Below are 24,046 nucleotides of genomic sequence, written 5' to 3'. Positions count from 1 at the left end.
GAAGGGAGCGGGATCTTTAAATTTCCCACTCCCTATAATACTAACTAACTGAAACACAGGAAAGGAGGGTGGGAAGAAACTTGTGCTTCTTCCCACCCTTTTTTTATCTCCGAATGTTACTCAGTAACTAAGGTCAAAGCAGTAACTGAATGGCAGTTACTTCCCTGACGGTCGCACCAACCGATTCAGCCTTGCATGGGCTCACAAACGCCAAACCAGTTGGCTGGTTCGCTCCAAATCACGGCCTTAGCGGATAAGTGCGAACGAAAGGCCGATTCTGATGAATCAACCTTCGTCCTTCTTATCCCAACCAGGCCGTCAAGGAGCTTTTTTCCCAACCTCTTTCAATCAATCCTTATCCTAAGCCTCATGTTCATAATCAATTGAGGCAAATTTATTATACGTTTTATTGAAAAGTAACCGGACCGTTCCCCGTGGACCTGACCGATTTTTTTCAATAATCACTTCAACTTCACTCAGACTTGGAACATCGTCTTCTTGGCCACCTTCTGGTGCATTAGTTGGTGGTTGTGGCGCCGGTCCTGCTTGTTGTTCCTGTCCTTCTTCCCGGGTATAGTAATCATCCCGATACAAGAAACTAACAATATCAGCATCCTGTTCGATTGATCCGGATTCCCGAATATCTGAAAGGACAGGTCGCTTATCTTGTCGTTGTTCAACTCCCCGAGATAATTGTGACAGGGCAATTACCGGACAAGATAATTCCTTAGCTAACTTCTTTAGTTGTCGAGAAATTTCGGAAACTTCTTGTTGCCGACTTTCGGCATTGCCACCTTCAATTAATTGTAAGTAATCAATTACGATTAAACCTAAATGACCCGTTTTCTTTGCTAAACGCCGACACTTAGCCCGAATTTCTGGGACCCGAATTCCCGGCGTATCATCGATATAAATATCCGCATCAGAAAGCGTCTTTGAAGCCATCCAAAAGCTATCCCATTCATCGGTACTTAATTTTCCAGTCCGTAAGTGGTTAGCATTAATACTACCTTCAGCACAAATCATCCGGTTAACTAATGATTCTGCTCCCATTTCCAGACTAAAAATTGCTACCGTTGTGTCCGTTTTAACCGCCACATTTTGAGCAATATTTAAAGCGAAGGCTGTTTTCCCCATGGCTGGCCGGGCAGCAAGAATCACCAACTCATCCGCATGTAGTCCCGTTGTCATCCGGTCTAGCTGGGGATACCCCATGGCTAACCCAGTTACATCGGTCTTTTGTTTTGATAACTCATAAATATGATTAGCCGAAACCCCTAAAAGGTCCCGCATCCGTTGCATTTCGGAATTGTTATTGCTTTCCGCCACGTTCAAGATTGACCGTTCAGCATCATCCAAGAGGTTTGTTAAGTCTTCACTGTCTTCGTACCCCTTGGCAGCAATGCGGTCAGCAGTTTCAATCAAACGCCGGGCAACCGCCTTATCCTTGACTAACTTAGCGTATGAACCAACGTCCGCCGCAGTCGGGGGCGCTGCTGCCAATTTAGCGAGATATTCAATCCCCCCGATATTAGCCGTTTGTTTTTCTTTATCCAGTTCATTTTTCATTGAAACGACATCGATCGGAACATCTTGGTCGTTCAATTTAACCATCGCTGCAAAGATAATCTGGTGAGCACGAGTGTAAAAATCTTCTGGTTGGACATATTCCATCGCAGTAACAATGGCATCCTTTGCTAAAAAGATCGCCCCCAAAACCGCCCGTTCGGCTTCGAGGTCACGCGGTGGTGTCCGTGTAATTGATGCATTATCCATCAATCCGACCCCCGCTTAAAACCTTACTTTTCAACAACGTGAACCCGCATCTTAGCTTCAACATCATGGTGAAGCTTAACCGTTACCGTAACGTAGCCCAACGCCTTAATTGGTGCAGCTAGTTCAAGCTTTCGCTTATTAACCTTAACGTTGTATTGACTTTCCAGTGCTGTTGCGATTTGCTTCGTTGAAATTGATCCAAACATCCGGCCATCACTTCCGGCCTTACCTTTCAATTCAACTACCGTATCATCAGCTTCTAAGATCGTCTTAATGCGTTTTGCTTCTGCTAATTCTTCAGCAGCATGCTTTTCTTTTGAACGTTCTTGACCAGCTAATTCACTCATAGCCTTCTTCGTTGCTTGCTTAGCTAAACCCCGCGGAATTAAGTAGTTTTGAGCGTACCCATCCGGAACATTCTTCACTTCGCCCCGCTTACCACGTCCACGTACATCTTCAACAAAAATTACCTTCATCCTTGTTCACTCCTTTTGTGCGTCAACCGTCTTTTGTGGTTGCACAATTGCTTTTAATTGATCAGCGACCGCCTCGGTGGTTTGACCCTTAATCTGGACTGCTGCATTGTCCAAGTGGCCACCACCACCCATTTTTTCCATTATTAATTGAACATTAAAGCTTCCGGTTGAGCGAGCTGAAATCCCAACCAATTCACTATTCCGCCGGGAAATAACAAAGGAAGCTTCAATCCCTTCAACACTTAACAGCATATCGGCTGCCTGGGCTGCTGTGACTGGATCATAAAAGCGATCGTCTTCACCGATACACATCGCTATTTTATCATCAATGAAGCTAGCATTTGAAATTAAGTGATTACGCTCCATGAAATTCGTTAAGTTCTCTTTCATGAAGGCCTGAATCAAAGTCCCATCGGCCCCTGCCGATCGGAGATAAGAGGCAGCATCATAGGTCCGCGTCCCTGCATTGTGGGTAAAGGACTTAGTATCAATTTGAATCCCCGTGAGCATAACTGTCGCTTCAAGTTTATTCAGAGCCTTACTTTCTCGTGGTTGATACTCAAACATTTCAGTAATCAATTCACAAGTTGAGGAAGCGTACGGTTCAATATAAACCAAAAGCGGATTTTCTGGAAATTCTTCGCCCCGCCGGTGGTGATCAATAATCACTGTCCGATTCTTCAAACGGTCATATAACTTGGGGGCCATCGACATTGACACTTTCGAATGATCAACCATCACCAACAAGCTTTGATCGGTTGCCATTTCTTGGGCCCGTTCCGGAGTAATTATGTGTTCGGCAATACTCTGATAATTATGAACTTGTGCCATTAACCGTTCAATATCAGTATGCAAATTCTCTTGATCAAGTACTACGTAGCATTGTTTATCATTCATTTCGCTAATGCGGCGAATTCCTAAACAAGCTCCCATTGAATCCATATCTGGCTTAAGGTGACCAACCACAAATACCTGATCAGCCCCTAACATTAATTCTTGAAGGGCTTGAGAAATCATCCGCGCCCGAACTCGGGTCCGTTTTTCCATCGGATTAGTCTTGCCACCGTAGAAACGAGCTGGTTGATCTTGGGCTCTTACTACGACTTGATCGCCACCCCGTCCCAGCGCAAGGTCGAGGTTACTCTGCGCCGTATCTGCTAATTTAATTAGATTTGCATTACCATCTGCAATCCCCACGCTTAAGGTAACTGGCGAATTCATCTTAGACGTATTTTCCCGAATCGTATCAAGTACCTTGAACTTCTCTTTTTCAAGTTCAACTAATGATCGTTGATGCCCTAACAAAAGATAATTATCATCATCGATTACTTTTAGTAACAATTCGTGCTTGGCCGCCCATTTACTGAGTTCTGAAGTTACATAATTATGCAAATTTGAAACCGCCGGATCACTCATTCCCTGGGTTAATTCAATATAATTATCTAGATAGATATTTCCAATGAATAACTGTTCATCATGATACCGTTGATTTATTTGTTCATAACGAGTTACATTAAGCAAGTAGAGCGTATGATAGCGCGTTTGATACAGAAATTCAAACTTTTGATCTTGCCAAGTAACAACAACTGGTGCTTTGGCATCTTTATTTTTTTCAACTAGTTCAGCCAATGCCGCATCTACTTCTGCTAACGGTTGACCAACCACTAACCGAAGCAAGAAATACTTTGCCATGTATGGATTAATCCATTTAACGATACCTTGCTCATCTAGCATGACCAACCCTATCGGCATTTCCAAGAGGGCTTCTTGCTGGCCCCGCTGAATTTGATAGGATAAATCATTAACGTAGCTTTCTGTATCCGCAATGAGGTCCCGTAATTGAACTAGACTAATCAAAAAGGCGCTACCTGCCAAAATAAGGGCAACAATCCCCCACCGCCAATTAACTGTAAAAGCACTCGCAACCCCAAGAAAAACAAGCACAATTAAGGCACCAAAAGTCCAGCCGACCCGACGATGGCGAATTATTTTTGTTAGTTGCATTGCTTTTATCCAGCGCAAACGATCACCTCCCTTAACCGAAAACTATTACTACTATCTTACCATCAATAAAAGCGACGTGAAATGCAAAAAGAGGTTGAGAAGAAACCAAAGTTCCTTTTCAACCTCTGTCGTGTTTCTGAACATTCTTCAGAAACTTAGGTTAAAACTCCGGCCTGTTTATGATGATCAAGCCTTTGAAAAGTTTTTCCCCAATTTAATTAACGCAGACTAGTCTTCTGCTACGAATGGTAACAAGCCCATAATCCGAGCCCGCTTGATTGCAATCGTAAGCCGACGTTGGTTCTTAGCGCTCGTCCCAGTTACCCGACGTGGTAAAATCTTACCCCGTTCAGAGATAAAGCGACGCAATAAATCAGTATCTTTGTAGTCGATGTATTCAATGTGGTTTGCGGCGATGAAGTCAACCTTACGGCGACGACGGCCACCACGACGTTGTTGAGCCATGAAATTTACCTCCCTTATTAATATTAATTAGAATGGAACATCATCGATTGAAGGATGATCTCCTTGATCATCTTGATCGGATGACGGCTTTTTTTGGTCCGTGCTCATTGCACTCTGATCGTCGATATTCACTTGACCACTATCAGCATCAGAATTATCGTTGCCAAATGGTAAGGAACCGAGATCAACCGAATTATTTTGATCAAAAACCCCGCCGTTGTTTCCGCCAAAGGCGTTATTATTTGCGGGTTGTTGAGGAGCTCCAAAACCATTGTTGCCACCAAAGGCATTTTGGTTGTTAAAACCTTGGTTACCAAAACCGCCATTATTATTTTGGTTAAAGTTACCTTGATTTCCTTGGCTAGCATTTCGTGGTTCTAAGAGCGCGAAGTTGTCAACGGTAACTTCGGTCACATATACCCGTTGACCTTGATTATTTTCGTAATTTCGCGTTGAAAGCCGGCCGTCAATCCCGACCATTGCCCCCTTGTGCGTGAAATTAGCGAAGTTTTCCGCTGACTTCCGCCAGATGACACAGTTAATAAAGTCCGCTTCTCGGTTACCTTGTTGATTCCGAAATTGCCGGTCAACTGCAACCGTAAATGAACAAACTGCCGTGCCGCTTCCAGTGTACCGCAACTCTGGATCCCGAGTAAGTCGTCCAGTTAATACTACACGATTTAACATGGGTTATCGCACTCCTCTCAATTTTAACGATTGGTTAAGCCTAGCGCTTAACAATCATGTGACGCAGAATGTCGTCGCTAAACTTAGCCAAACGGCTGAATTCATTCAAAGCTTCATCTGAGTCAGCTTCAACGTTTACCACGTGGTAAGTACCTTCAGTGTACTTAGCGATTGGGTAAGCAAAACGCCGCGTATCCCAGTCCTTTGAATCAACGACCGTAGCACCATTGTCCGCCAAAATCTTGTCGAAGCGAGCAACTAATTCTGCCTTAGCTGATTCTTCGATATCAGGACGAATGATGTAAGTAATTTCATATTTGCGTGTTTCCATGAATGTTACACCTCCTTATGGACTCTGGTTCCTCCCCTACAAATTTAGAAGGAACAAGGAGAGTAGACGAATTACGTATACTCACAAGCAAATATGTTAGCATAAATCTCAAAAAATCACAAGTTTCAAAAACAATTGACTTTCGTGATCTAGGGTTGCGGTCCCTATTATATATATACGTAATTTTTGGCAATTTACATTTTTTATCTTATTTTTTTTGCCAAATTAATTGATTACCATATTCATTAGCTAAAAAATCATGGATTAAAGTTACCATTTTTTGCGTTGCCGGTGCTTTTTCTTGGGTTCGATTGGCAACAAGTGCTAAGTGCCGTTGAAATTCTTTTTCGAAGCGATGGATCTTAACCGGCCCTGTTAATTTTTGTAAAGCTAACTTAGGTAACACCCCAAAACCTAATTTTGCTTCAACCATGGCTAAAATTGATTGGTCATCGATCGAAAAAGTTAAAGAATTTTGGGTCACTCGGTAGTAATCTAGGACAAGTTTGGTATCCCGATCATAGTCAATTTGTTGCAAAATAAACTTTTGCCCAGCTACATCTTTTTCCGTAATTGTGGCTCCATTAGCCGGCGTAAAATCAGCAGGAGTTACACAATAGATTGGGTCATTAATTAATGGGTAAACCGTTACTTTTTCCGAAACCGGCATGGCGGTAAACCCCAGATCGAGTTCGCCTAATTGGGTCTGATGAGCGATCTCATTAAAGTCACCTTGAATGATCTTAACTTCAATGGCTGGATATTGTTCTTTAAATTGCTGAATAATTTTAGGTAACCAACTAACGCAAATACTACTGAAGGCACCAATTCGAATTTGACCAGCGTTAACTCCCCGAATCTGTTCGACTCGTTGGGATAGATTCATTTCCAAGCTTAAAATTTCTTCAATGTAAGGTAATAATTGGGCCCCATCTGCCGTTAGGGTTACTCCAGCCCGCGCTCGATAAAAGATCGGAAAGCCAAATTCCCGCTCTAACTGACTTACTGCGTGACTAACTGCACTTGGCGTAACATTTAACTTTGCGGCTGCCTTAGCAAAGCTTCCCGCTTCAACTACGGTCGCAAAAATCTGATATGGAAATTGGGCCATTTTCTTCTCCTTTCCGTAAGTTATATTCATCTTAAACAAAAAACGATGAATTTTATAATTGTCAATATTTTATCATATCAAAAAAGACGTCCGGTAAGAATTCTCCTACCCAACGTCTCATTTTAATTATTAATCTTTCGGCTTTTCTGTTACTGCTTCCGTTACTGACTCTAATGATTCAGCTTCATCAGCTTCATCATCCTCTTTATCAACAGTCGCCATTGTGGCCACCTTCGAGTCATCAGTCATCTTAATTAACCGGACACCCATTGTAGAACGACCAGTTTCCGAAACTGTTTCGACCCCAAAGCGAATGATAACTCCTTTATCAGTTACTAACATGATATCTTTATCTTCGTTAACGGTAGTTAAACCAACCAAAGGACCATTCTTTGCGGTAACATTGACGGTCTTAATCCCCATGGTACCACGACCCTTAATTGGATATTCGCTTGCCGGTGTCTGTTTACCATATCCATTTTCACAGATAACTAAAACATGACTATTAGCATTTAATGGGGCCGCTCCAATCAAGTAGTCGCCTTCTCGGAGCCGGGCTCCACGAACCCCGGCAGCTGACCGCCCCATCGACCGCACCGCTGAGGCTGGAAAACTAACTGCATAACCAAGATGGGTTCCCAAAATCATATTTTGATCATGGTCAATAATATCGACCGCAATCAATTCGTCGGCTTCATGTAAGTTCAAGGCCTTCAAACCGTTGCTCCGGATATTTGCAAACTCATTAACCGCTGTCCGTTTTACAACCCCTTGCTTCGTTGCAAAGAACAGATCTTGTTCGCCATGGTCCTCATTCCGTTCCACATTGATCACAGCAGTAATTTTTTCATCCCCGTCAATTCCCAATAAGTTAATTACGGGAATTCCTTGGGCTGAGCGACCATATTCTGGCACCTCATATCCCTTCATTGCAAAGACTTTCCCAGTATTCGTGAAGAAGAGCAGCTTATCATGAGTTGAACTAGTGATGAGTTGTTCAATGAAATCATCATTATGAACCCCCATCCCCTTAACACCACGACCACCACGGTGTTGGGACTTAAATTCATCAACCGGCAACCGCTTAATATAGCCATTATGGGTTAAGGTAACCACAATCCCTTCTTCTTCGATCAAGTCTTCGTCTTCTAAGTTAGTAATATCGCCAACTTGAAGTTCTGTCCGCCGAGGATCCCCAAACCGCTTTTGAATTTCTAATAATTCATCGTAAATAATGGCATGGATCCGTTCAGCATGGGCCAAAATATCCTTGTAATCAGCGATAGCGTCCACTAGCTTCTTGTATTCAGCTTCGATTTTTTCTCGTTCCAAACCGGTTAACCGAACTAACCGCATATCAAGAATGGCTTGAGCTTGCCGATCTGAAAGACCATAGTTATTCATCAATTGCTCTTTGGCTAACTCACTAGTTTCTGATTGCCGAATAATCTTGATGATTTCATCGATGTGATCAAGGGCAATTCGCAACCCTTCGACAATGTGCAACCGACTCTGGGCTTTCTTTAAGTCGAACTCGGTCCGCCGCCGAACCACTTCTTCTTGATGAGCTAAGTAGTATTGTAAGATTTCCTTTAAGCTCAGGATCTTTGGTGCCCCATTAACGATTGCTAACATGTTAAAGTTGAAGGTCGTTTGCATCAAGGTCATCTTGTAAAGGTTATTTAAAATGACCTCCGCACTAGCATCACGCCGCACATCAATAACAATTCGCATCCCTTCCCGGTCAGTTTCATCATTGACGTCGGTGATCCCATCGATTTCTTTTTCCCGAGCTAAACTAGCAATCCGCTCGATTAACTTGGCCTTATTAACCATGTATGGAATTTCATGAACCACGATCCGTTGACGGCCATTCTTGGCTTCTTCAATTTCAACTTTGGCTCGTACGACGATTGATCCTTGACCGGTTTCGTAAGCCTTCCGAATTCCGGCTTTGCCCATTACAACCCCACCAGTTGGAAAGTCTGGTCCTGGCAAGACTTTCATCAAGTCTTCAGTCGTAGCATTGGGATTATCCATTAAAACGTGTAAAGCACTAATGACTTCCCCTAAATTATGGGTTGGAATATTGGTCGCCATCCCAACCGCAATCCCAGAAGCCCCATTTACTAAAAGGTTTGGAAAGCGAGAAGGTAAAACTTGTGGTTCTTTTTCCGTTCCATCATAGTTATCTTGAAAATCAACCGTATCCTTATTGATATCCCGCAACATTTCAACGGCGATTTTACTCATCTTAGCTTCGGTATACCGCATGGCAGCTGCTCCGTCACCATCAACAGAACCAAAGTTACCATGCCCGTCAACTAGCATGTAACGGTAGGAAAAATCTTGGGCCATCCGGACAAGTCCTTCATAAATTGAAGAATCACCGTGGGGGTGGAATTTCCCCATAACATCCCCGACAATCCGGGCTGACTTCTTATATGGCTTATCAGGAGTTACCCCGAGTTCATTCATTCCGTATAGGATCCGCCGTTGTACAGGCTTTAACCCATCCCGAACATCTGGTAAAGCCCGGGAAACAATCACGCTCATTGCGTAATCCAAAAAGGAATTCCGCATCTGGCTCGTTAGATTGACGTCAGTAATCCGGTTTGGCAAATCTTCTTGTGCCACTATTCATCCTCCTCTTCTCGTTGCTTACAGGTCTAAGTTCTTAACAAAGGTGGCGTTTTTTTCGATGAATTCCCGCCGCGGACCAACTTTGGTTCCCATCAGCATTTGGAAAATTTCATCGGCTGCTTTGGCATCATCAAGCTTAACTCGTAATAATCGCCGTTTTTCTGGGTCCATCGTCGTTTCCCAAAGTTGTTCAGCGTCCATTTCACCAAGCCCCTTGTAGCGTTGGATAACAGGTTTTGGACTTGGCTGAAGCGAATTTACAACCTGCTCTAATTCTTCATCCGAATCAATGTACTTCACAAACTTACCTTGCCGAACTTGGTATAGCGGTGGTTGAGCTATATAAACGTATCCATTTTCAATCATTGGCCGCATAAACCGATAGAAGAGGGTTAGTAAAAGGGTCCGAATGTGTGCCCCATCGACATCGGCATCCGTCATAATAATCAACTTGTGGTAGTTAGCCTTTGAAACATCAAAGTCTTCCCCGAAGCCCGTTCCAAGGGCCGTAAAGAGGGACCGAATTTCATCATTAGCAAGCACCCGGTTTAAGCTAGCCTTTTCGACGTTTAAAATCTTCCCCCGAATTGGCAAAATTGCTTGAGTTAACCGGGAACGCCCCTGCTTAGCACTCCCACCAGCAGAGTCCCCTTCGACAATAAATAATTCCGAGATATTGGGATCTTTACTAGTGTTGTCCGCAAGTTTCCCCGGTAAGTTAGAGATTTCCAACCCACTCTTTTTCCGGGTAACTTCTCGAGCCCGCTTAGCTGCTACCCGGGCTTTAGAAGCTAGCAACCCTTTATCAACAATCTTGTGAGCAACTTCCGGATTTTCCATCATAAACCGGGTCATAGTTTCACTAAAAATTCGATCGGTTGCCGTCCTTGCATCCGAGTTACTTAACTTGGTCTTGGTTTGTCCTTCAAATTGCGGGTTTGGATGCTTAATTGAAACAACCGCCGTTAAACCTTCTCGAACATCATCCCCAGAAAGAGTGGCGTTATTTCCCTTCAGCTGACCAGACTTTTTCCCATAGTCGTTAATCACCCGCGTTAAAGCGGTCTTAAAACCAGTTTCGTGGCTCCCACCTTCATAGGTATGGATATTGTTAGTAAAGGTCAGGAGATTATTTCGGTAATCATCGGTGTATTGCAAGGAAACTTCAACCGTGATCCCATTGCTAGTTCCTTCAACGTAAATTGGGGGATCAAAAAGGACATCATGGCCTTCATCCAAATATTCAACATAATGTCGAATTCCACCTTCATAGTGAAATTCATCCTTCGTTGATTCAGCTGGCCGCTTATCCTCAATCGTGATCTTCAGGCCCTTATTCAAAAAGGCAAGTTCCCGAATCCGATCTGTTAAGGTTTTAATATTATAAACAGTTGTTTCCTTGAAAACGTCCGGATCTGGCTTAAAGTGAACTACCGTCCCATGATCGGTTTCCGGAAGGCCTTCTGCCACTATCTTCATTGGATGGTTAACATGGCCCCGCTTAAAGTCCATTTGGTACCGTTTACCCTGCCGGGTAACCGTAACGTCAAGTTCCGTTGAAAGGGCATTAACAACTGAAGCCCCAACCCCGTGGAGACCCCCAGAAACCTTATAACCACCGTTACCAAACTTACCGCCAGCATGAAGAACCGTAAAGACGGTTTCAAGAGCGGGTTTCCCCGTTTCCTTTTGAATATCAACCGGAATTCCTCGACCATTATCAGCTACGGTAATGCTATTATCAGGTTCAACGATGACATTAATTTCATCACAAAAGCCAGCCAAGGCTTCATCGATTCCATTATCGACAATTTCCCAAACAAGATGATGCAAACCCTGAACTGTCGTTGATCCAATATACATCCCCGGCCGTTTTCGAACAGCTTCTAGTCCCTTCAGAACTTGAATTTGACTAGCATCATATTCACTTGCTAATTCGGCCTTTTTTTCTGCTAATTCTTCTTGACTCACGCTGTTTCCTCCCTATCCATGCACTAATTTGCAACTGTAGACAATTGACCATGATGAATTTGATAAATCGTTGGCGCTTTAATTAATTGTCGCGCAACCCCACTCAAACTCGTTGTCGTTAAAAATGTCTGAACCTTATCTTGAATTGCCGTTAATAAATGAGTCTGCCGATCATTATCTAATTCCGAAAGAACGTCATCCAGAAGCAAAAGGGGATATTCGCCGGTCTGTTCCTGCATTAAGTCAATTTCGGCTAATTTAACCGCTAGTGCCGTTGTTCTTTGTTGTCCTTGGGAACCAAAATGTTGAACGTTATTGTCGTTAACTAAAAAATGCAGATCATCACGTTGAGGACCAACTAAGGTAGTTCCAGCGGCAATCTCCTTTTCAATGTTTATTCGCAATAATGTTTGGAGCTGCTCTTGTAAGTCTGCAACTTCACTTTGATCGTCAATCATTAATGAACTAACATATTTCAGCTGTAATTTTTCTTTTTGTTGCGAGATTTCTTCGTGAAGCGGTTGGGCCCACTGTTCTAATCGTTTCACCAAGCGATAACGAACTGCAGTTACTTCACTACCAAAAGTCGCCAACTGGTCGGACAAAACTTCCAAAAGAATCCGGTCGGTAGCTTGCCGACTTCTCAATTGCTTTAAATACTGATTTCGTTGATAAAGAGCATCGTTAAAGTGGCTTAAGTTATATAAATAACGACTACTTATCTGGCCAAACTCGACATTCATAAATTGTCGTCGCAAGGCTGGTGCCCCTTTTACTAAAGCCAAATCTTCGGGAGCAAATAAGACGACGTTTAAATTTCCGATATAAGTTGAAAGCCGACTTTGGGGAAGATGATTTACTTTAACCTGTTTTCCCTCTTTACCAAGCTGAATTTCAAGGGGAACCGTCCCCGTTTGCCGCTCAACTTTGCCCTTAAGAATTGCATTTTGAGCGTGCCATTCTACCAATTCTTTATCCTTATTTGTCCGATGGCTTCGGACTAACGCTAAATAGTGAATTGCTTCTAAAAGGTTGGTCTTACCCTGAGCGTTTTCACCAATTAAGACATTTACTCCAGGGGTAAAGGTCACTTCCAAATGATCATAATTGCGAAAGTGCCGAAGTTCCATTTCCTTTAGTAGCATTGCTAACCCAAAATTATAATTTTTCTAATCCCAGTTACTATAACTTCGTCCTCAGGATATAACTTTTTCCCCCGCCGGTCTTCCGGTTGACCATTCACAGTAACTGTCTGCTCTTTTAAAAACCATTTTGCTGCACCGCCCGTTGGGATAATCCCCTCTTCCTTAAGCAGTTGACCAAGGGTAATAAATGGACGATCAATCTTAAATGTTACTTCTTTTTCCAATCTTTTCACCTACACTTTAAACACCTTTACATTATAGCCGTTTTAAGGGGCAAATACAAATATATGACCGTTTTAAGCGCTTCTCAGCTATTTTTTGGTGGTTGAATGATTTTTGCCTTTAGTGATGTAAAACGGCCGTAGCTACATTTAAAATCGTTTGATGAAAAAAGGGGGGCAAGAAACTCAAGTTTCTTGCCCCCTCTTTCATCTCCGAAGGTTATTCAGCAACTACGACCTACCCTAATTTAGAATGTCCGAACTGGGGTAATTAATTGCACGAAGTTAACTTCATCATCTGCTGGAACCAAAGTAAATGGCCGAAGTGGTGAATTAAAAGCTAACTTAACTTTGATTCCACCAAATGACTTCAATGCATCTCCCATGTAATCTGGGTTAAATGAAATTGCCAGTTCATCACCATCGAGGCTTTCAAATGTTAATTCCTCTTCAACATTCCCAACATCAGCCGAGTCACCACTAATTTTAACTAATTTTTGTTCTGGATTTAGAGTGAGTTTTATCACATTATTCCGACCTTCATGAGAAAGTAAAGATGCCCGTGAAATAGCATTTAATAGCGTGGTAGCATCAATTTCAAGATCAGTGGTTGAAGTGTCTGGAATTAGCCGACTCGTTTCTGGATAATTCCCTTCTAACAGCCGTGAATAGAACAAGGTATGGCCAAATTTAAAAAGCACCATGTTTTCAGCGATTTGTAATTCAATGGCCTCATTTTGATCAACGATCATCCGTGCTAGTTCAGTCATACTAGTCCCTGGAATAACCACATCGGCTGGTACTTCAACCGTTTCTGGTAAGGTTACTTTGCGTTGAGCTAAACGGTGGCTATCTGTTGCGATTGCCGTTAATTGATTACTCGTAAGTAGAACGTGGATTCCCGTTAAAATTGGTCTACTTTCTTGTTTAGAAACGGCAATCCGAGTTTGATCAATTACTTCGCGAAGTAAGTCTGGTGCGATTTGGACGTTTTCATTGCTTTCCATTTCTGGTAAATGTGGGTAGTTGTTAGCATCTTGGCCATTAACTGTAAATTCTGCGGATCCAGAAATAATATTAGCTTGAAAACCAGTTTTTACTTCTAACGTAACCTTATTGTCAGGCAATTTTTTGATGATTTCGTTGAAGAAACGTGCAGGTAAAACAATGGCACCTGGTTCTTCAATTATTAATTCCAAAGCTCCATTGCTAGTTGAAAGAGTTGACTGGATTGTAATATCTGAGTTACTACCGGTTAGGATTAATTCATTATCCGTAGCAACTAACTTTAACCCGGTTAGAATTTGAATTGTTGTTTTTGATGAAATTGCTCGTAAAACATTTGCTAGTTCATTAATAAATGCTGATCGCTTAATGGAAAATTTCATAGTTTCCTCCAAAGTATAAATAAATATTAATGTATATATATAGTTTAGTAGTAGTAGTAGGTCCTGTGGAGACTGTGGAAAAGTAAAAGAAACAGTTGAGAATATAGGATATTTAGCATGTGGATAAATTGTGGAAAAGCTGGGGATGAATTCAGAGTTTTCCACAACCAAGATAATTTAAGGGGTTAAAGCGGCCTTTAAGTTTTTAATATCATTTTGTAACTGGGAGTCAGCTTGCAATTGTTTTTCAATTTTGTCAATTGCATGTAAAACCGTTGTGTGGTCTTTACCACCGAATTCTTTCCCAATTTTAGGGAGGGAATTATCAGTTAACTCACGAGAAAGGTACATCGCAATTTGGCGCGGAATAACAATGGTTTTAACCCGTTTTTTACCAGTAATATCTGCTTGCGTAATACCGTAGAAATTAGCTACTTTTTTCTGGATTAAATCGATTGTTAAGGCGGTTGTTGGGGCATCACCAATTCCTTGTAAGGCTTCGGCAGCAATTGCCGTAGTAATTGGGGTGTTGTGTAATTGGGCATATACTCGTACCCGCATTAAAGCCCCTTCGAGCTCTCGCACATTGGTATTGATCTTAGTTGCAATGTAGTTGAGGACTTCACTAGGTACGCCTTGGATATTTTCTTCTTCTGCTTTGCGGTTAAGAATGGCAATCCGGGTTTCTAGTCCCGGGGAAGTAATTTCAACAGTTAGTCCCCAAACAAAGCGGGATACCAACCGTTCTGTTAAATTTGGAATTTCTTTCGGGTTTTGATCGGCAGTTAAAACAATTTGTTTACTATTATCGTGCAAAACATTGAAAGTATTGAAAAATTCTAATTCAGTTTCGTTTTTTGAAGCTAAAAATTGCACATCATCAACTAAAAGGGCATCTAAGTCACGATATTCGCGCCGGAATTCTTCTTGGGTCCGGTTTTTAATTGAATTAATATAGTCATTCATAAAGTTTTCGCTAGTAACATATTTGATCTTCGCGTTTGGATTATGAATCAACATATTATTAGCAATTGCTTGCATTAAGTGGGTTTTTCCTAGACCAACTCCTCCATAGATTAAAAGGGGATTGTAAAGGCCACCCGGTTGTTCGGAAGCAGCGTAAGCCGATGCATAGGCAAATTGATTACTCCGCCCTTCAACAAAAGTTTCGAAAGTATACTCAGGATTGAGTGGGGTTTGTTCTTGAAACGTTGGGGTAGCGGCAGTCGTTGATGTAGTCGTTGACTTGTTAATTAAGTTTTTAGTTAAGACATACCGCGGTTCAATATCTTGGCCAGTTTGTTCCCGCAAAATGTGCTTAAGCTGCGTATTTAAGCTCCGTTGCCACCAATCAAGGTGATATTCCGTTGGTACAACAACGGTTAATTGGTGGTTAGAGAGAGAATCAGCTTTTGCCGGAGCAACAACGTTTTCATAAGTTGGACCAGTAATGGTCTGCTTAAACGTGTTCTGGACCGCTTCCCAAAGAGATTCAAGAGAAGAGAGCTCAGTCAAAATTATTCCTCCTCACTGTGGATAATCATAAAACCAAACGATATTTTAGCATTTGTTTTAAAAGTTTTCCACAGGCGGTTAAAAAATATATCCCCAAAAAGCACAACGCTGTGTGGAATTTTTCCACAAGTCAGTGAATTTGAGGAAAAGTGAAGTTTAACTTTGAGTTATCCACAAGAAAATGGGGATATACACAACTCCTAATACTTACTGCTAAAGAAATTCAAGGAGTTTTACACATCCTTGTGGATAACTTAAAACACAAGGGTGTGTAAACTAAAAATCCTTTGGAAAAGACGGTGGAAAACTAAAAAACATTCGAAAATAAAAAACAACGCTGTGGATTATTTGGATAAAACTGTGGAAAACTAAAAAATTTTTCCGCAGGATGAAGGTTTCTTCTAAGAAAAAAGTGTGATATACTTCTACAGTATGTTTAAAGAGTTTGTCTTTTTGGACTTAAAGTAAAGAAATAAAAACAATTTACGAGGAGGTGCAAATCAATGAAGCGTACATTCCAACCAAAGAAGCGTCACCGCGCTCGTGTTCACGGCTTCCGCGCTCGGATGAGCACTAGCAACGGTCGCAAGGTATTAGCTCGCCGCCGTCAAAAGGGCCGCAAGGTATTATCTGCATAGTTTGAGGCCACTATTAAATTAGTGGCTTTTTTAAAAATTTTAGGGGGCAGGGCGTCTGCTAAGGCTATGACTGATAGCCGTCATGCGTCCAGCCCTTTTTTAATACAAACGGGAGCAAAAAAATGCGAAAATCATATCGGGTTAAAAAGGAAAGCGAATTTCAACGGGTATTTGAGACACATCAATCTGTAGCGAACCGGAAATTCATTATTTACCAAATGGCCAAGCCCGGGCAGCCTCATTTCCGAGTTGGAATTTCAGTGGGAAAGAAAGTTGGAAATGCGGTTAATCGTAACTGGATTAAACGGCGAATTCGGCAGACTTTATTAGAAGTTAAGCCCCAATTAAAATCGGAAGTTGACTTTTTAGTTATTGCGCGACCAGCTGCTCACGGATTAGAAATGGCGGAAGTAAAAAAGAATTTAGTTCATGCTTTGAAAATGGCTAACCTATTAGTTGAGGAATAATAAAGATAAAGCGAGGATTGAAGTTTGAAAAAGCATACGAAAAAAGCCCTAAGTTTGTCGGGAATAGGGCTCTTAACGCTAATTTTAGCTGCCTGCTCAAATAAGCCGGTTACTAGTCATAGTACGGGAATTTGGGATCACTATATTGTGTATAATGGTTCGCAATTTATTTTGTGGCTTGCTAAGCACTTTGGTGGCTACGGAATGGGGATCATTATTTTTACGATCTTAGTCCGGGTTTTGATTTTGCCATTGATGCATTACCAAACAAAGTCGATGTTACGGATGCAAGAATTGCAACCACAATTAAAGGCCTTGCAAAAAAAGTATCCTGGCCGGGATCGGGACTCGCTGCAAAAGATGCAAGTTGAACAACAAAAACTATACAAAGAAGCGGGGGTTAATCCATTTGCTTCAATGTTGCCGTTATTGGTTCAACTGCCAATTATGTGGGCTTTATATCAAGCTATCTGGCGGACACCAGAATTAAAGACAGGGTCTTTCCTTTGGTTACAACTAGGACATACTGATCCTTACTTTGTTTTACCAATCTTAGCGGCCTTATTTACTTTTATTTCATCCTGGTTGTCGATGGCTTCTTTACCTGAAAAGAACAGTATGTCGACTACGATGACATATGTAATGCCGATTATGATCTTTGTAATGGCTTTAAACTTCTCAGCTGCTATTACCCTTTACTGGGTAGTTACCAATGCCTTCCAAGTTGTTCAAACGCTGTTGTTGCAAAATCCATTCAAGATCAAACGAGAACGGGAAGAAAAGCAACGAAAGGAACGGCGGCAAAAGAATAAGTTGGCCCATGCGAAGAAGAATGCTTACCGGGGTAAGAAGCGGTAAGATGGCAAGATTTGAAGGCAAAACGGTTGAGCAAGCAAAGGCCGCCGCTGCTATTCAGCTGGGATGTACCGTTGATAAACTAACTTTTAAATTAATTCAAGCCCCTAAAAAGGGATGGTTGGGCTTATTTCGACAGCCAGCAATTATTGAAGCAACCAAGCCGATAACCTTATCGGTGATCAAAAGTGATCATAAACCAGTTCTGACTCCCCTAAAGCCTAGTTCAAGGGATGAAGCGGAAACAGTTCAATCACTAACTGATAAGGAACGAGAACAGTTAGAAAACAAACGGCATTATGAAGCTAATTTGGCCAAAATGAAGACGGAAAGTTTAGCTTTGGTTGATTACCTAATTGATGTTTTTAAGCAATTGGGCGTCGAAGTTCAGCCTCAAATTACACAACAAACCGTTCACGATTTAAAAATTGATCTAACGACGGCAGAACCTGGAAAAGTCGTTGGGTATCATGGGCGGCGGCTTAACGCCATGGAGGTCGTGGCGACCACGTTCTTAATTTATCATGGTGTTAAGGATCCGCAGGTATGGTTAAATGTTGGGGATTATCGGGAACGGCGTAAACGAGCGTTAACTAAACTAGGTCAGCAAAGCGTTACCCGGGTAATCGCTAGTCACCAGGCTGTTTTTCTTGATCCAATGCCAGCTCGCGAACGGAAATTTCTTCACCAAATGCTTGAAAAAGAACCGTTAGTTAAGACATATTCTCACGGTCGCGAACCGTATCGGAGTATTGTGATTGCCTCTAAATAGCCCTAAAACGTAAGGCTTGACTTTTCCAAGGGACATTACTAAAATAACGGTGTTAAAAATAAATCGGATCAATTCGTTAGAGTAGTGAAAGTGCTTTGACCATGGTAACTGAGTAGTTCAGTTGGCTGGGGATGAGCACTTTTTTTATTAGCAGAAAGGAAGATAATAGTGGCAAATTCAGAGTTTGATACGATTGCGGCTATTTCGACGCCGGCCGGCGAAGGTGGAATTTCGATAATCCGGATTAGTGGAAGTGATGCCCTACAGGTTGCTAATCAACTTGTTAAAGATCGGGACCTTACGAAGGTTGCTAGCCATACCATTAATTACGGTCATATTATCGATCCTGAGACGCAAGAAGAAGTTGACGAAGTGATGGTTTCGGTAATGTTAGCGCCGAAAACCTACACTAAAGAAGACGTTGTTGAAATTAATTGCCACGGGGGGTTACTAGCAACTAATCGGACCCTCCAATTAGTTTTGAGTCACGGAGCACGGTTAGCGGAACCCGGGGAATTTACTAAGCGGGCCTTTTTGAACGGGCGGTTAGACCTTTCCCAAGCCGAAGCGGTAATGGACTTGATACGGGCAAAAACTGATCAATCAATGCAAGTTGCTTTGAACCAATTAGATGGTGACCTTTCCCGTTTAATTAAAAAGCTACGACAGGATATCTTAGATGTGCTAGCTCAAGTTGAAGTGAACATTGATTATCCAGAATATGATGCGGTCGAAGAGATGACTAGCCAAATGTTAAAAGAAAAGGCAACTGAAGTGCGACAACACTTAGTCGCTTTGTTGCAATCAGCTAAGCAAGGCAAGGTTTTACGGGACGGCTTAGCGACGGCAATTATTGGCCGGCCAAATGTTGGTAAGTCTAGTTTATTAAACACCTTGCTACATGAAGATAAGGCAATCGTTACTAGTGTAGCGGGAACAACTCGGGATGTGATCGAAGAATATGTCAACGTTAATGGTGTTCCCTTACGTTTGATTGATACTGCCGGAATTCGTAAAACCGATGATCAAGTTGAAAAAATTGGGGTTGAACGAAGTCGGCAGGCCTTAAACGCGGCGGATTTAGTTCTCTTGTTAATCGATGCTTCGCGGGAATTAACGGGAGAAGACCAACAATTGTTAACGGCAACCGAAAAGAAGTCCCGAATTGTGATTTTAAATAAGACCGATTTACCGACTAAAGTTGATGCCAATCAATTAAAGGCAATGTTGGGTGATACACCATTAATTAAGACATCAATTACTGATCATACTGGGGTAGACCAATTGGGCGAAACAATTGCTCATCTCTTCTTTAATCAAGGAATTGAAAGTCATCAAGGGGATGTAATGGTAACAAACGCCCGGCATATTGGTTTGTTACACCAAGCAAAGGAAGCCTTAGACGACGTTTTGAAGGGGTTAGCTGATGGGATGCCAGTTGATCTGGTCCAAATTGATATGACCCGGTGTTGGGATCTTTTAGGCGAAATTACCGGGGATAGTTACCAAGATGAGTTGTTAGATCAACTCTTCAGTCAATTCTGCTTAGGAAAGTAGGGGAATTATGCAAGTTTCAGAAGCAAAGCAATATGAAGCTGGAAGTTACGATGTCATTGTAGTTGGAGCTGGCCATGCTGGTAGCGAAGCGGCTTTAGCAGCGGCCCGGATGGGGAATAAGACCTTATTAGTAACCATTAGTTTGGAAATGGTCGCCTTTATGCCATGTAATCCTTCTTTGGGGGGACCAGCTAAGGGGATTGTAGTCCGTGAAATTGATGCCCTTGGGGGGGAAATGGGCCATAACATTGATAAGACCTATGTTCAAATGCGGATGTTAAACACCGGGAAGGGTCCGGCAGTCCGGGCATTGCGGGCGCAGGCTGATAAGCATGCTTACCACCGACAAATGAAGTTAACTATTGAAAAAGAACCTAACTTGACGCTTCGCCAAGCAACGGTTGATGATCTGATTGTTGAAGATGGCATATGCAAAGGGGTGATTACCAATACTGGGGCTCGGTACCATGCCAAAGCAGTTGTTTTAACGGTTGGGACGGCCGCTCGAGGCAAGATTATTATTGGGGAACTTCAATATGAATCAGGTCCAAACAATTCAAAGTCAGCAGTAAAACTTTCTGAAGCCTTAGAACGGCTTGGCTTTGAACTTGAACGGTTTAAGACCGGGACGCCACCACGGGTTAACGGAAATACAATTGACTATGCGGCAACTGAGGAACAACCGGGGGATGAAACGCCACACCACTTTAGTTTTGATACTCCGGATAGTGCCTATCTCCCAGTTAAGGATCAACTTTCTTGTTGGTTAACTTATACCAACCCAACGGTGCACCAAATTATTCGAGATAATCTTGATCGGGCCCCAATGTTCTCTGGGGTGATCGAAGGGGTTGGGCCACGTTATTGCCCATCAATTGAAGATAAGGTTGTTCGGTTTGCGGATAAGGACCGCCACCAACTCTTCTTAGAACCAGAAGGACGTGATACTGACGAATACTACGTTGACGGTCTTTCAACTTCTTTCCCAGAAGAAATCCAACAAAAAATTTTGCACCAGATTAAGGGGCTAGAAAAGGTTGAAATGATGCGACCAGGTTACGCAATTGAATATGACGTGGTAGCCCCGCATCAATTGCATCCAACTCTTGAAACCAAGTTGGTAAAGAATCTTTATACGGCCGGACAAACCAATGGTACTTCTGGCTATGAAGAAGCTGCGGGTCAAGGTTTAATTGCCGGGATTAACGCTGGTCGGCGGGCCCTTGGCAAGGAACCATTTGTTTTAAAGCGCTCTGATGCCTACATCGGGGTTATGATTGATGACTTAGTTACGAAGGGAACGAAAGAACCATACCGACTTTTAACTAGTCGGGCCGAATACCGGTTGATTCTACGGCACGATAATGCCGATTTCCGCTTGATGGAAAAAGGGCATGACCTTGGCTTAGTTTCCGATGAGCGTCTGGCAAAGATGGAAGTAAAGAAGGCTACAGTAAGATCAGAAATTGATCGGTTGGGTAATATCCGGATTAAGCCGGGTTCCGCCGCCGATGACTTTATCCAAGCTCATGGTGATCATGCCTTAAAGGATTCCTTAACGGCAGCGGCCTTCTTAAAGCGGCCATATGTAACATATGATCGTTTAATGGACTTTATTGATGCACCAGCCAAACCACTTGATCGGCAAGCAAAGGAACAGGTTGAAATTCAACTGAAGTACGAAGGTTATATCAAGAAAGAAGAGGTTAAGGTTAACCGTTTAAAGCGGATGGAAGCGAAGAAGATTCCGGCTAACATCGACTACAGCCGAGTTGACGGTTTAGCAACCGAGGGCCGGCAAAAGTTGGAAAAGATTCGACCAGAGACCTTAGCCCAAGCTTCCCGGATTTCCGGGGTTAACCCAGCCGACTTGGCAATTTTGAGTGTCTACGTCCAGCAAGGCCACAAGAAGACAGAAACTAAAAAGTAGATACCAACTAAGAACCAGGTTAAAATATGCAAAGATCAAGTAAAGAATTGAAAAATTGATTGAAGCATATCTAAAAAACGGTTATGATTGGCTTTTAAGGGTTAACGTAAATTTGAGTGAATGGGAGTTGAAATTTAATGTGTGGAATCGTTACGTTTGTGGACAATGAAGCGCCACAAGTGAAGGATAGTTTAATCCAAACGATGATGAACCGAATTATTCACCGGGGGCCAGATGACTCCGGCCACTTTGTTGACGAAGGGGTTGCGATGGGATTCCGCCGGTTAAGTTTTGTAGATGTTAAGAGTGGGAATCAACCAATTTTTAACGAAAACGACTCAATGGCAATCACCTTTAATGGTGAAATCTATAATTTTAGGCCCCTTCGGGAAGAATTAATTAACTTGGGCCACCATTTCTCCACCCACGCTGATACAGAAGTTATTCTTCATGGGTATGAAGAATGGGGTGAAGATGTTACGAAGCGGTTGCGGGGGATGTTTGCTTTCTTGATTTGGGATCGGGAAAAGCAAGAACTCTTTGGGGCCCGGGACCACTTTGGCATCAAGCCACTTTACTACGGTAAAATGAATGGGACCTTCTTTGTGGGGTCAGAAATTAAGTCATTCCTTGACCACCCAAATTTTGAAAAACAATTAAATAAAAAGGCCTTAAAGCCATACATGACTTTCCAATACCCAGCAACTGACGAAACTTTCTTTAAGGGCATTTACAAGTTGCCAGAAGGCCACTTTTTCCACTACCAGGATGGAAAGTTCACCATGAAGCAATACTGGGATGCGGAATTTGATGCGGATGATGAAAGTTTTGATGAAGCCGTTGATAAGATTGAGGCGGCAGTTTCCGAATCCGTTAAGGCCCACTCTTTCGCTGACGATGGGATTAAGGTTGGTTCTTTCTTATCAGCCGGGGTCGATTCAAGTTACGTTACGGCGATGATGCGCCCAGACGAAACCTTCTCAATTGGGTTTGACCAAGGATATGATGAAACCAAACAAGCCCGGGAATTAGCGGCAAAATTAAACTTAAAGAATACCGATGCTAAGTTGACAAATGATGAAGCTTTCCATAAGTTCCCATTAATTCAATACTATTTAGATGAACCAGATTCTAATCCATCGGTAGTCCCATTGTACTTCTTGACGAAGCTAGCAAAGGACAACGGTTACAAGGCAATGTTGTCTGGGGAAGGGGCCGATGAACTATTTGCTGGTTATACAGCTTATGGTTACAACACTAACTCCAAGGCAATTAAGTGGTTAACCGATCAATTAAAAAAGCTTCCAAAGGCTAAGCGGCAAAAGATTGCCAACTGGTTAAAGCACCATAAGAACTTCCATGGTCGTTTACACATGTACAATAACCTAGCAGCCGCACGGGATTCCTTTATTGGGCAAGCCCGGGTCTTCACTCCTGAAGAAGCCGAAGCTATTTTACAACCCGAATTTAACGATGCGCCAAGTGTTCAAGCGATCGTCGATAAGACCTACGATAAAATTGATGATCGAGACGTACCAGAACTTTCGAAGAAACAATACTTAGATATTCACCAATGGATGCCAGGTGACATCTTATTAAAGGCCGACAAGATGAGTATGGCCAACTCCTTGGAACTCCGGGTACCATTGTTAGATAAGGAAATGATGAAGGTTGCTGGCCACACCCCAGCCAAGTATTTGATGACTGATCAAGGAACGAAGTGGGCTTTCCGGATGGCAGCGAACCGCCACTTACCAGAAGAATGGGCAACACGGGAAAAACTTGGTTTTCCAGTACCTGTCCGTGAATGGTTACGGCAAAAGGACTTCTACGAAGAAATTGTTGAAATTTTGAAGCAAGACTTCGTTAGTGAATTCTTTGATCAAGAAAAGATTTTGAAGATGGCCCAAGATAACTTTGAAGGTAAGACCGATGATCGACGGAAGATTTGGACGATCTACACCTTCCTAGTTTGGTACAAGCTTTACTTTATTGATAACTTTAACCCCCACGAAGAAGTTAACTTAGTTAAGGCTGGTGCTAAAGCCTAATTTAAATAAAGCCCTGCTAAGGTCGAAAGTCGAGTTAGCAGGG

20 protein-coding genes are annotated in these 24,046 nt (G+C 42.4%); 7 read left to right on the top strand and 13 right to left on the bottom strand.

Annotated elements, in window-relative coordinates; all coding sequences use genetic code 11:
- Positions 1-360: 360 nt before the first annotated feature.
- The 13 genes from dnaB to dnaA form a co-directional block, all read right to left on the bottom strand.
- Positions 361-1,776 carry a replicative DNA helicase gene (gene dnaB / locus H5993_RS01850; RefSeq protein WP_204776005.1) on the bottom strand — a complete coding sequence of 472 codons (1,416 nt, stop codon included), beginning with the start codon at positions 1,774-1,776 and terminating at the stop codon, positions 361-363.
- Between the two features lie 23 nt (positions 1,777-1,799).
- Complete coding sequence (rplI, locus tag H5993_RS01845; RefSeq protein ID WP_180871106.1) at positions 1,800-2,252, bottom strand: 50S ribosomal protein L9; 453 nt, start codon at positions 2,250-2,252, stop codon at positions 1,800-1,802.
- 6 nt (positions 2,253-2,258) lie between these two features.
- Entirely contained in the window at positions 2,259-4,256 is a 1,998-nt protein-coding gene (locus tag H5993_RS01840) for a DHH family phosphoesterase (protein WP_204776013.1), read from the bottom strand.
- 228 nt (positions 4,257-4,484) lie between these two features.
- A complete protein-coding gene (gene rpsR, locus H5993_RS01835; RefSeq protein ID WP_003682305.1) occupies positions 4,485-4,721 on the bottom strand; it encodes a 30S ribosomal protein S18 in 237 nt (78 codons plus the stop codon).
- A 27-nt stretch (positions 4,722-4,748) separates the two neighbouring features.
- Positions 4,749-5,408 carry a single-stranded DNA-binding protein gene (gene ssb, locus H5993_RS01830; RefSeq protein WP_204776004.1) on the bottom strand — a complete coding sequence of 220 codons (660 nt, stop codon included), beginning with the start codon at positions 5,406-5,408 and terminating at the stop codon, positions 4,749-4,751.
- A 40-nt stretch (positions 5,409-5,448) separates the two neighbouring features.
- Positions 5,449-5,739, bottom strand: coding sequence for a 30S ribosomal protein S6 (gene rpsF, locus H5993_RS01825; RefSeq protein ID WP_180871102.1), 291 nt, complete (start codon positions 5,737-5,739; stop codon positions 5,449-5,451).
- 208 nt (positions 5,740-5,947) lie between these two features.
- On the bottom strand, positions 5,948-6,850 hold the full coding sequence (locus H5993_RS01820; protein ID WP_204776003.1) for a LysR family transcriptional regulator: 903 nt from the start codon (positions 6,848-6,850) through the stop codon (positions 5,948-5,950).
- A 129-nt stretch (positions 6,851-6,979) separates the two neighbouring features.
- Positions 6,980-9,487 (bottom strand): DNA gyrase subunit A, encoded by a 2,508-nt coding sequence (gene gyrA / locus H5993_RS01815; RefSeq protein ID WP_204776002.1) that lies wholly within the window; start codon positions 9,485-9,487, stop codon positions 6,980-6,982.
- Between the two features lie 24 nt (positions 9,488-9,511).
- Positions 9,512-11,464 carry a DNA topoisomerase (ATP-hydrolyzing) subunit B gene (gene gyrB, locus H5993_RS01810; RefSeq protein WP_204776001.1) on the bottom strand — a complete coding sequence of 651 codons (1,953 nt, stop codon included), beginning with the start codon at positions 11,462-11,464 and terminating at the stop codon, positions 9,512-9,514.
- A 23-nt stretch (positions 11,465-11,487) separates the two neighbouring features.
- On the bottom strand, positions 11,488-12,609 hold the full coding sequence (gene recF / locus H5993_RS01805) for a DNA replication/repair protein RecF (RefSeq protein WP_204776000.1): 1,122 nt from the start codon (positions 12,607-12,609) through the stop codon (positions 11,488-11,490).
- A gap of 2 nt (positions 12,610-12,611) precedes the next feature.
- Positions 12,612-12,833 (bottom strand): S4 domain-containing protein YaaA, encoded by a 222-nt coding sequence (yaaA, locus tag H5993_RS01800; protein WP_180871094.1) that lies wholly within the window; start codon positions 12,831-12,833, stop codon positions 12,612-12,614.
- A gap of 245 nt (positions 12,834-13,078) precedes the next feature.
- On the bottom strand, positions 13,079-14,218 hold the full coding sequence (gene dnaN, locus H5993_RS01795) for a DNA polymerase III subunit beta (protein ID WP_204775999.1): 1,140 nt from the start codon (positions 14,216-14,218) through the stop codon (positions 13,079-13,081).
- Positions 14,219-14,395: 177 nt separating this feature from the next.
- Entirely contained in the window at positions 14,396-15,733 is a 1,338-nt protein-coding gene (gene dnaA, locus H5993_RS01790; RefSeq protein ID WP_180871090.1) for a chromosomal replication initiator protein DnaA, read from the bottom strand.
- Positions 15,734-16,236: 503 nt separating this feature from the next.
- Here dnaA and rpmH point away from each other — a divergent pair.
- The 7 genes from rpmH to asnB all read left to right on the top strand — a co-directional run bounded on the left by rpmH (position 16,237) and on the right by asnB (position 24,003).
- Positions 16,237-16,371 (top strand): 50S ribosomal protein L34, encoded by a 135-nt coding sequence (gene rpmH / locus H5993_RS01785; protein ID WP_006917488.1) that lies wholly within the window; start codon positions 16,237-16,239, stop codon positions 16,369-16,371.
- A 122-nt stretch (positions 16,372-16,493) separates the two neighbouring features.
- Entirely contained in the window at positions 16,494-16,838 is a 345-nt protein-coding gene (gene rnpA / locus H5993_RS01780; protein ID WP_180871089.1) for a ribonuclease P protein component, read from the top strand.
- Positions 16,839-16,862: 24 nt separating this feature from the next.
- Positions 16,863-17,696, top strand: a complete 834-nt coding sequence (locus H5993_RS01775; protein ID WP_204775998.1) for a YidC/Oxa1 family membrane protein insertase — start codon at positions 16,863-16,865, stop codon at positions 17,694-17,696.
- 1 nt (position 17,697) lies between these two features.
- Positions 17,698-18,465 carry an RNA-binding cell elongation regulator Jag/EloR gene (gene jag, locus H5993_RS01770; protein ID WP_204775997.1) on the top strand — a complete coding sequence of 256 codons (768 nt, stop codon included), beginning with the start codon at positions 17,698-17,700 and terminating at the stop codon, positions 18,463-18,465.
- Between the two features lie 168 nt (positions 18,466-18,633).
- Positions 18,634-20,022: a tRNA uridine-5-carboxymethylaminomethyl(34) synthesis GTPase MnmE gene (mnmE, locus tag H5993_RS01765; protein ID WP_204775996.1), complete on the top strand. Its 1,389-nt coding sequence runs from the start codon at positions 18,634-18,636 to the stop codon at positions 20,020-20,022.
- A gap of 7 nt (positions 20,023-20,029) precedes the next feature.
- A complete protein-coding gene (gene mnmG / locus H5993_RS01760) occupies positions 20,030-21,952 on the top strand; it encodes a tRNA uridine-5-carboxymethylaminomethyl(34) synthesis enzyme MnmG (RefSeq protein ID WP_204775995.1) in 1,923 nt (640 codons plus the stop codon).
- Between the two features lie 137 nt (positions 21,953-22,089).
- On the top strand, positions 22,090-24,003 hold the full coding sequence (gene asnB, locus H5993_RS01755; protein WP_204775994.1) for an asparagine synthase (glutamine-hydrolyzing): 1,914 nt from the start codon (positions 22,090-22,092) through the stop codon (positions 24,001-24,003).
- Positions 24,004-24,046 lie beyond the last annotated feature (43 nt).

Source organism: Limosilactobacillus alvi (assembly GCF_016900115.1).
Classification (GTDB): domain Bacteria; phylum Bacillota; class Bacilli; order Lactobacillales; family Lactobacillaceae; genus Limosilactobacillus; species Limosilactobacillus alvi.
This window is presented reverse-complemented; position numbering and strand designations above follow the sequence as displayed.

Coding starts and splice junctions, on each gene's coding strand:
- recF (WP_204776000.1), bottom strand. CDS start 12,609: ATGCTACTAAAGGAAATGGAACTTCGGCACTTTCGCAATTATGATCAT.
- H5993_RS01840 (WP_204776013.1), bottom strand. CDS start 4,256: ATGCAACTAACAAAAATAATTCGCCATCGTCGGGTCGGCTGGACTTTT.
- dnaN (WP_204775999.1), bottom strand. CDS start 14,218: ATGAAATTTTCCATTAAGCGATCAGCATTTATTAATGAACTAGCAAAT.
- rpsF (WP_180871102.1), bottom strand. CDS start 5,739: ATGGAAACACGCAAATATGAAATTACTTACATCATTCGTCCTGATATC.
- rplI (WP_180871106.1), bottom strand. CDS start 2,252: ATGAAGGTAATTTTTGTTGAAGATGTACGTGGACGTGGTAAGCGGGGC.
- H5993_RS01820 (WP_204776003.1), bottom strand. CDS start 6,850: ATGGCCCAATTTCCATATCAGATTTTTGCGACCGTAGTTGAAGCGGGA.
- asnB (WP_204775994.1), top strand. CDS start 22,090: ATGTGTGGAATCGTTACGTTTGTGGACAATGAAGCGCCACAAGTGAAG.
- rpsR (WP_003682305.1), bottom strand. CDS start 4,721: ATGGCTCAACAACGTCGTGGTGGCCGTCGTCGCCGTAAGGTTGACTTC.
- rnpA (WP_180871089.1), top strand. CDS start 16,494: ATGCGAAAATCATATCGGGTTAAAAAGGAAAGCGAATTTCAACGGGTA.
- dnaB (WP_204776005.1), bottom strand. CDS start 1,776: ATGGATAATGCATCAATTACACGGACACCACCGCGTGACCTCGAAGCC.
- mnmG (WP_204775995.1), top strand. CDS start 20,030: ATGCAAGTTTCAGAAGCAAAGCAATATGAAGCTGGAAGTTACGATGTC.
- rpmH (WP_006917488.1), top strand. CDS start 16,237: ATGAAGCGTACATTCCAACCAAAGAAGCGTCACCGCGCTCGTGTTCAC.
- jag (WP_204775997.1), top strand. CDS start 17,698: ATGGCAAGATTTGAAGGCAAAACGGTTGAGCAAGCAAAGGCCGCCGCT.
- ssb (WP_204776004.1), bottom strand. CDS start 5,408: ATGTTAAATCGTGTAGTATTAACTGGACGACTTACTCGGGATCCAGAG.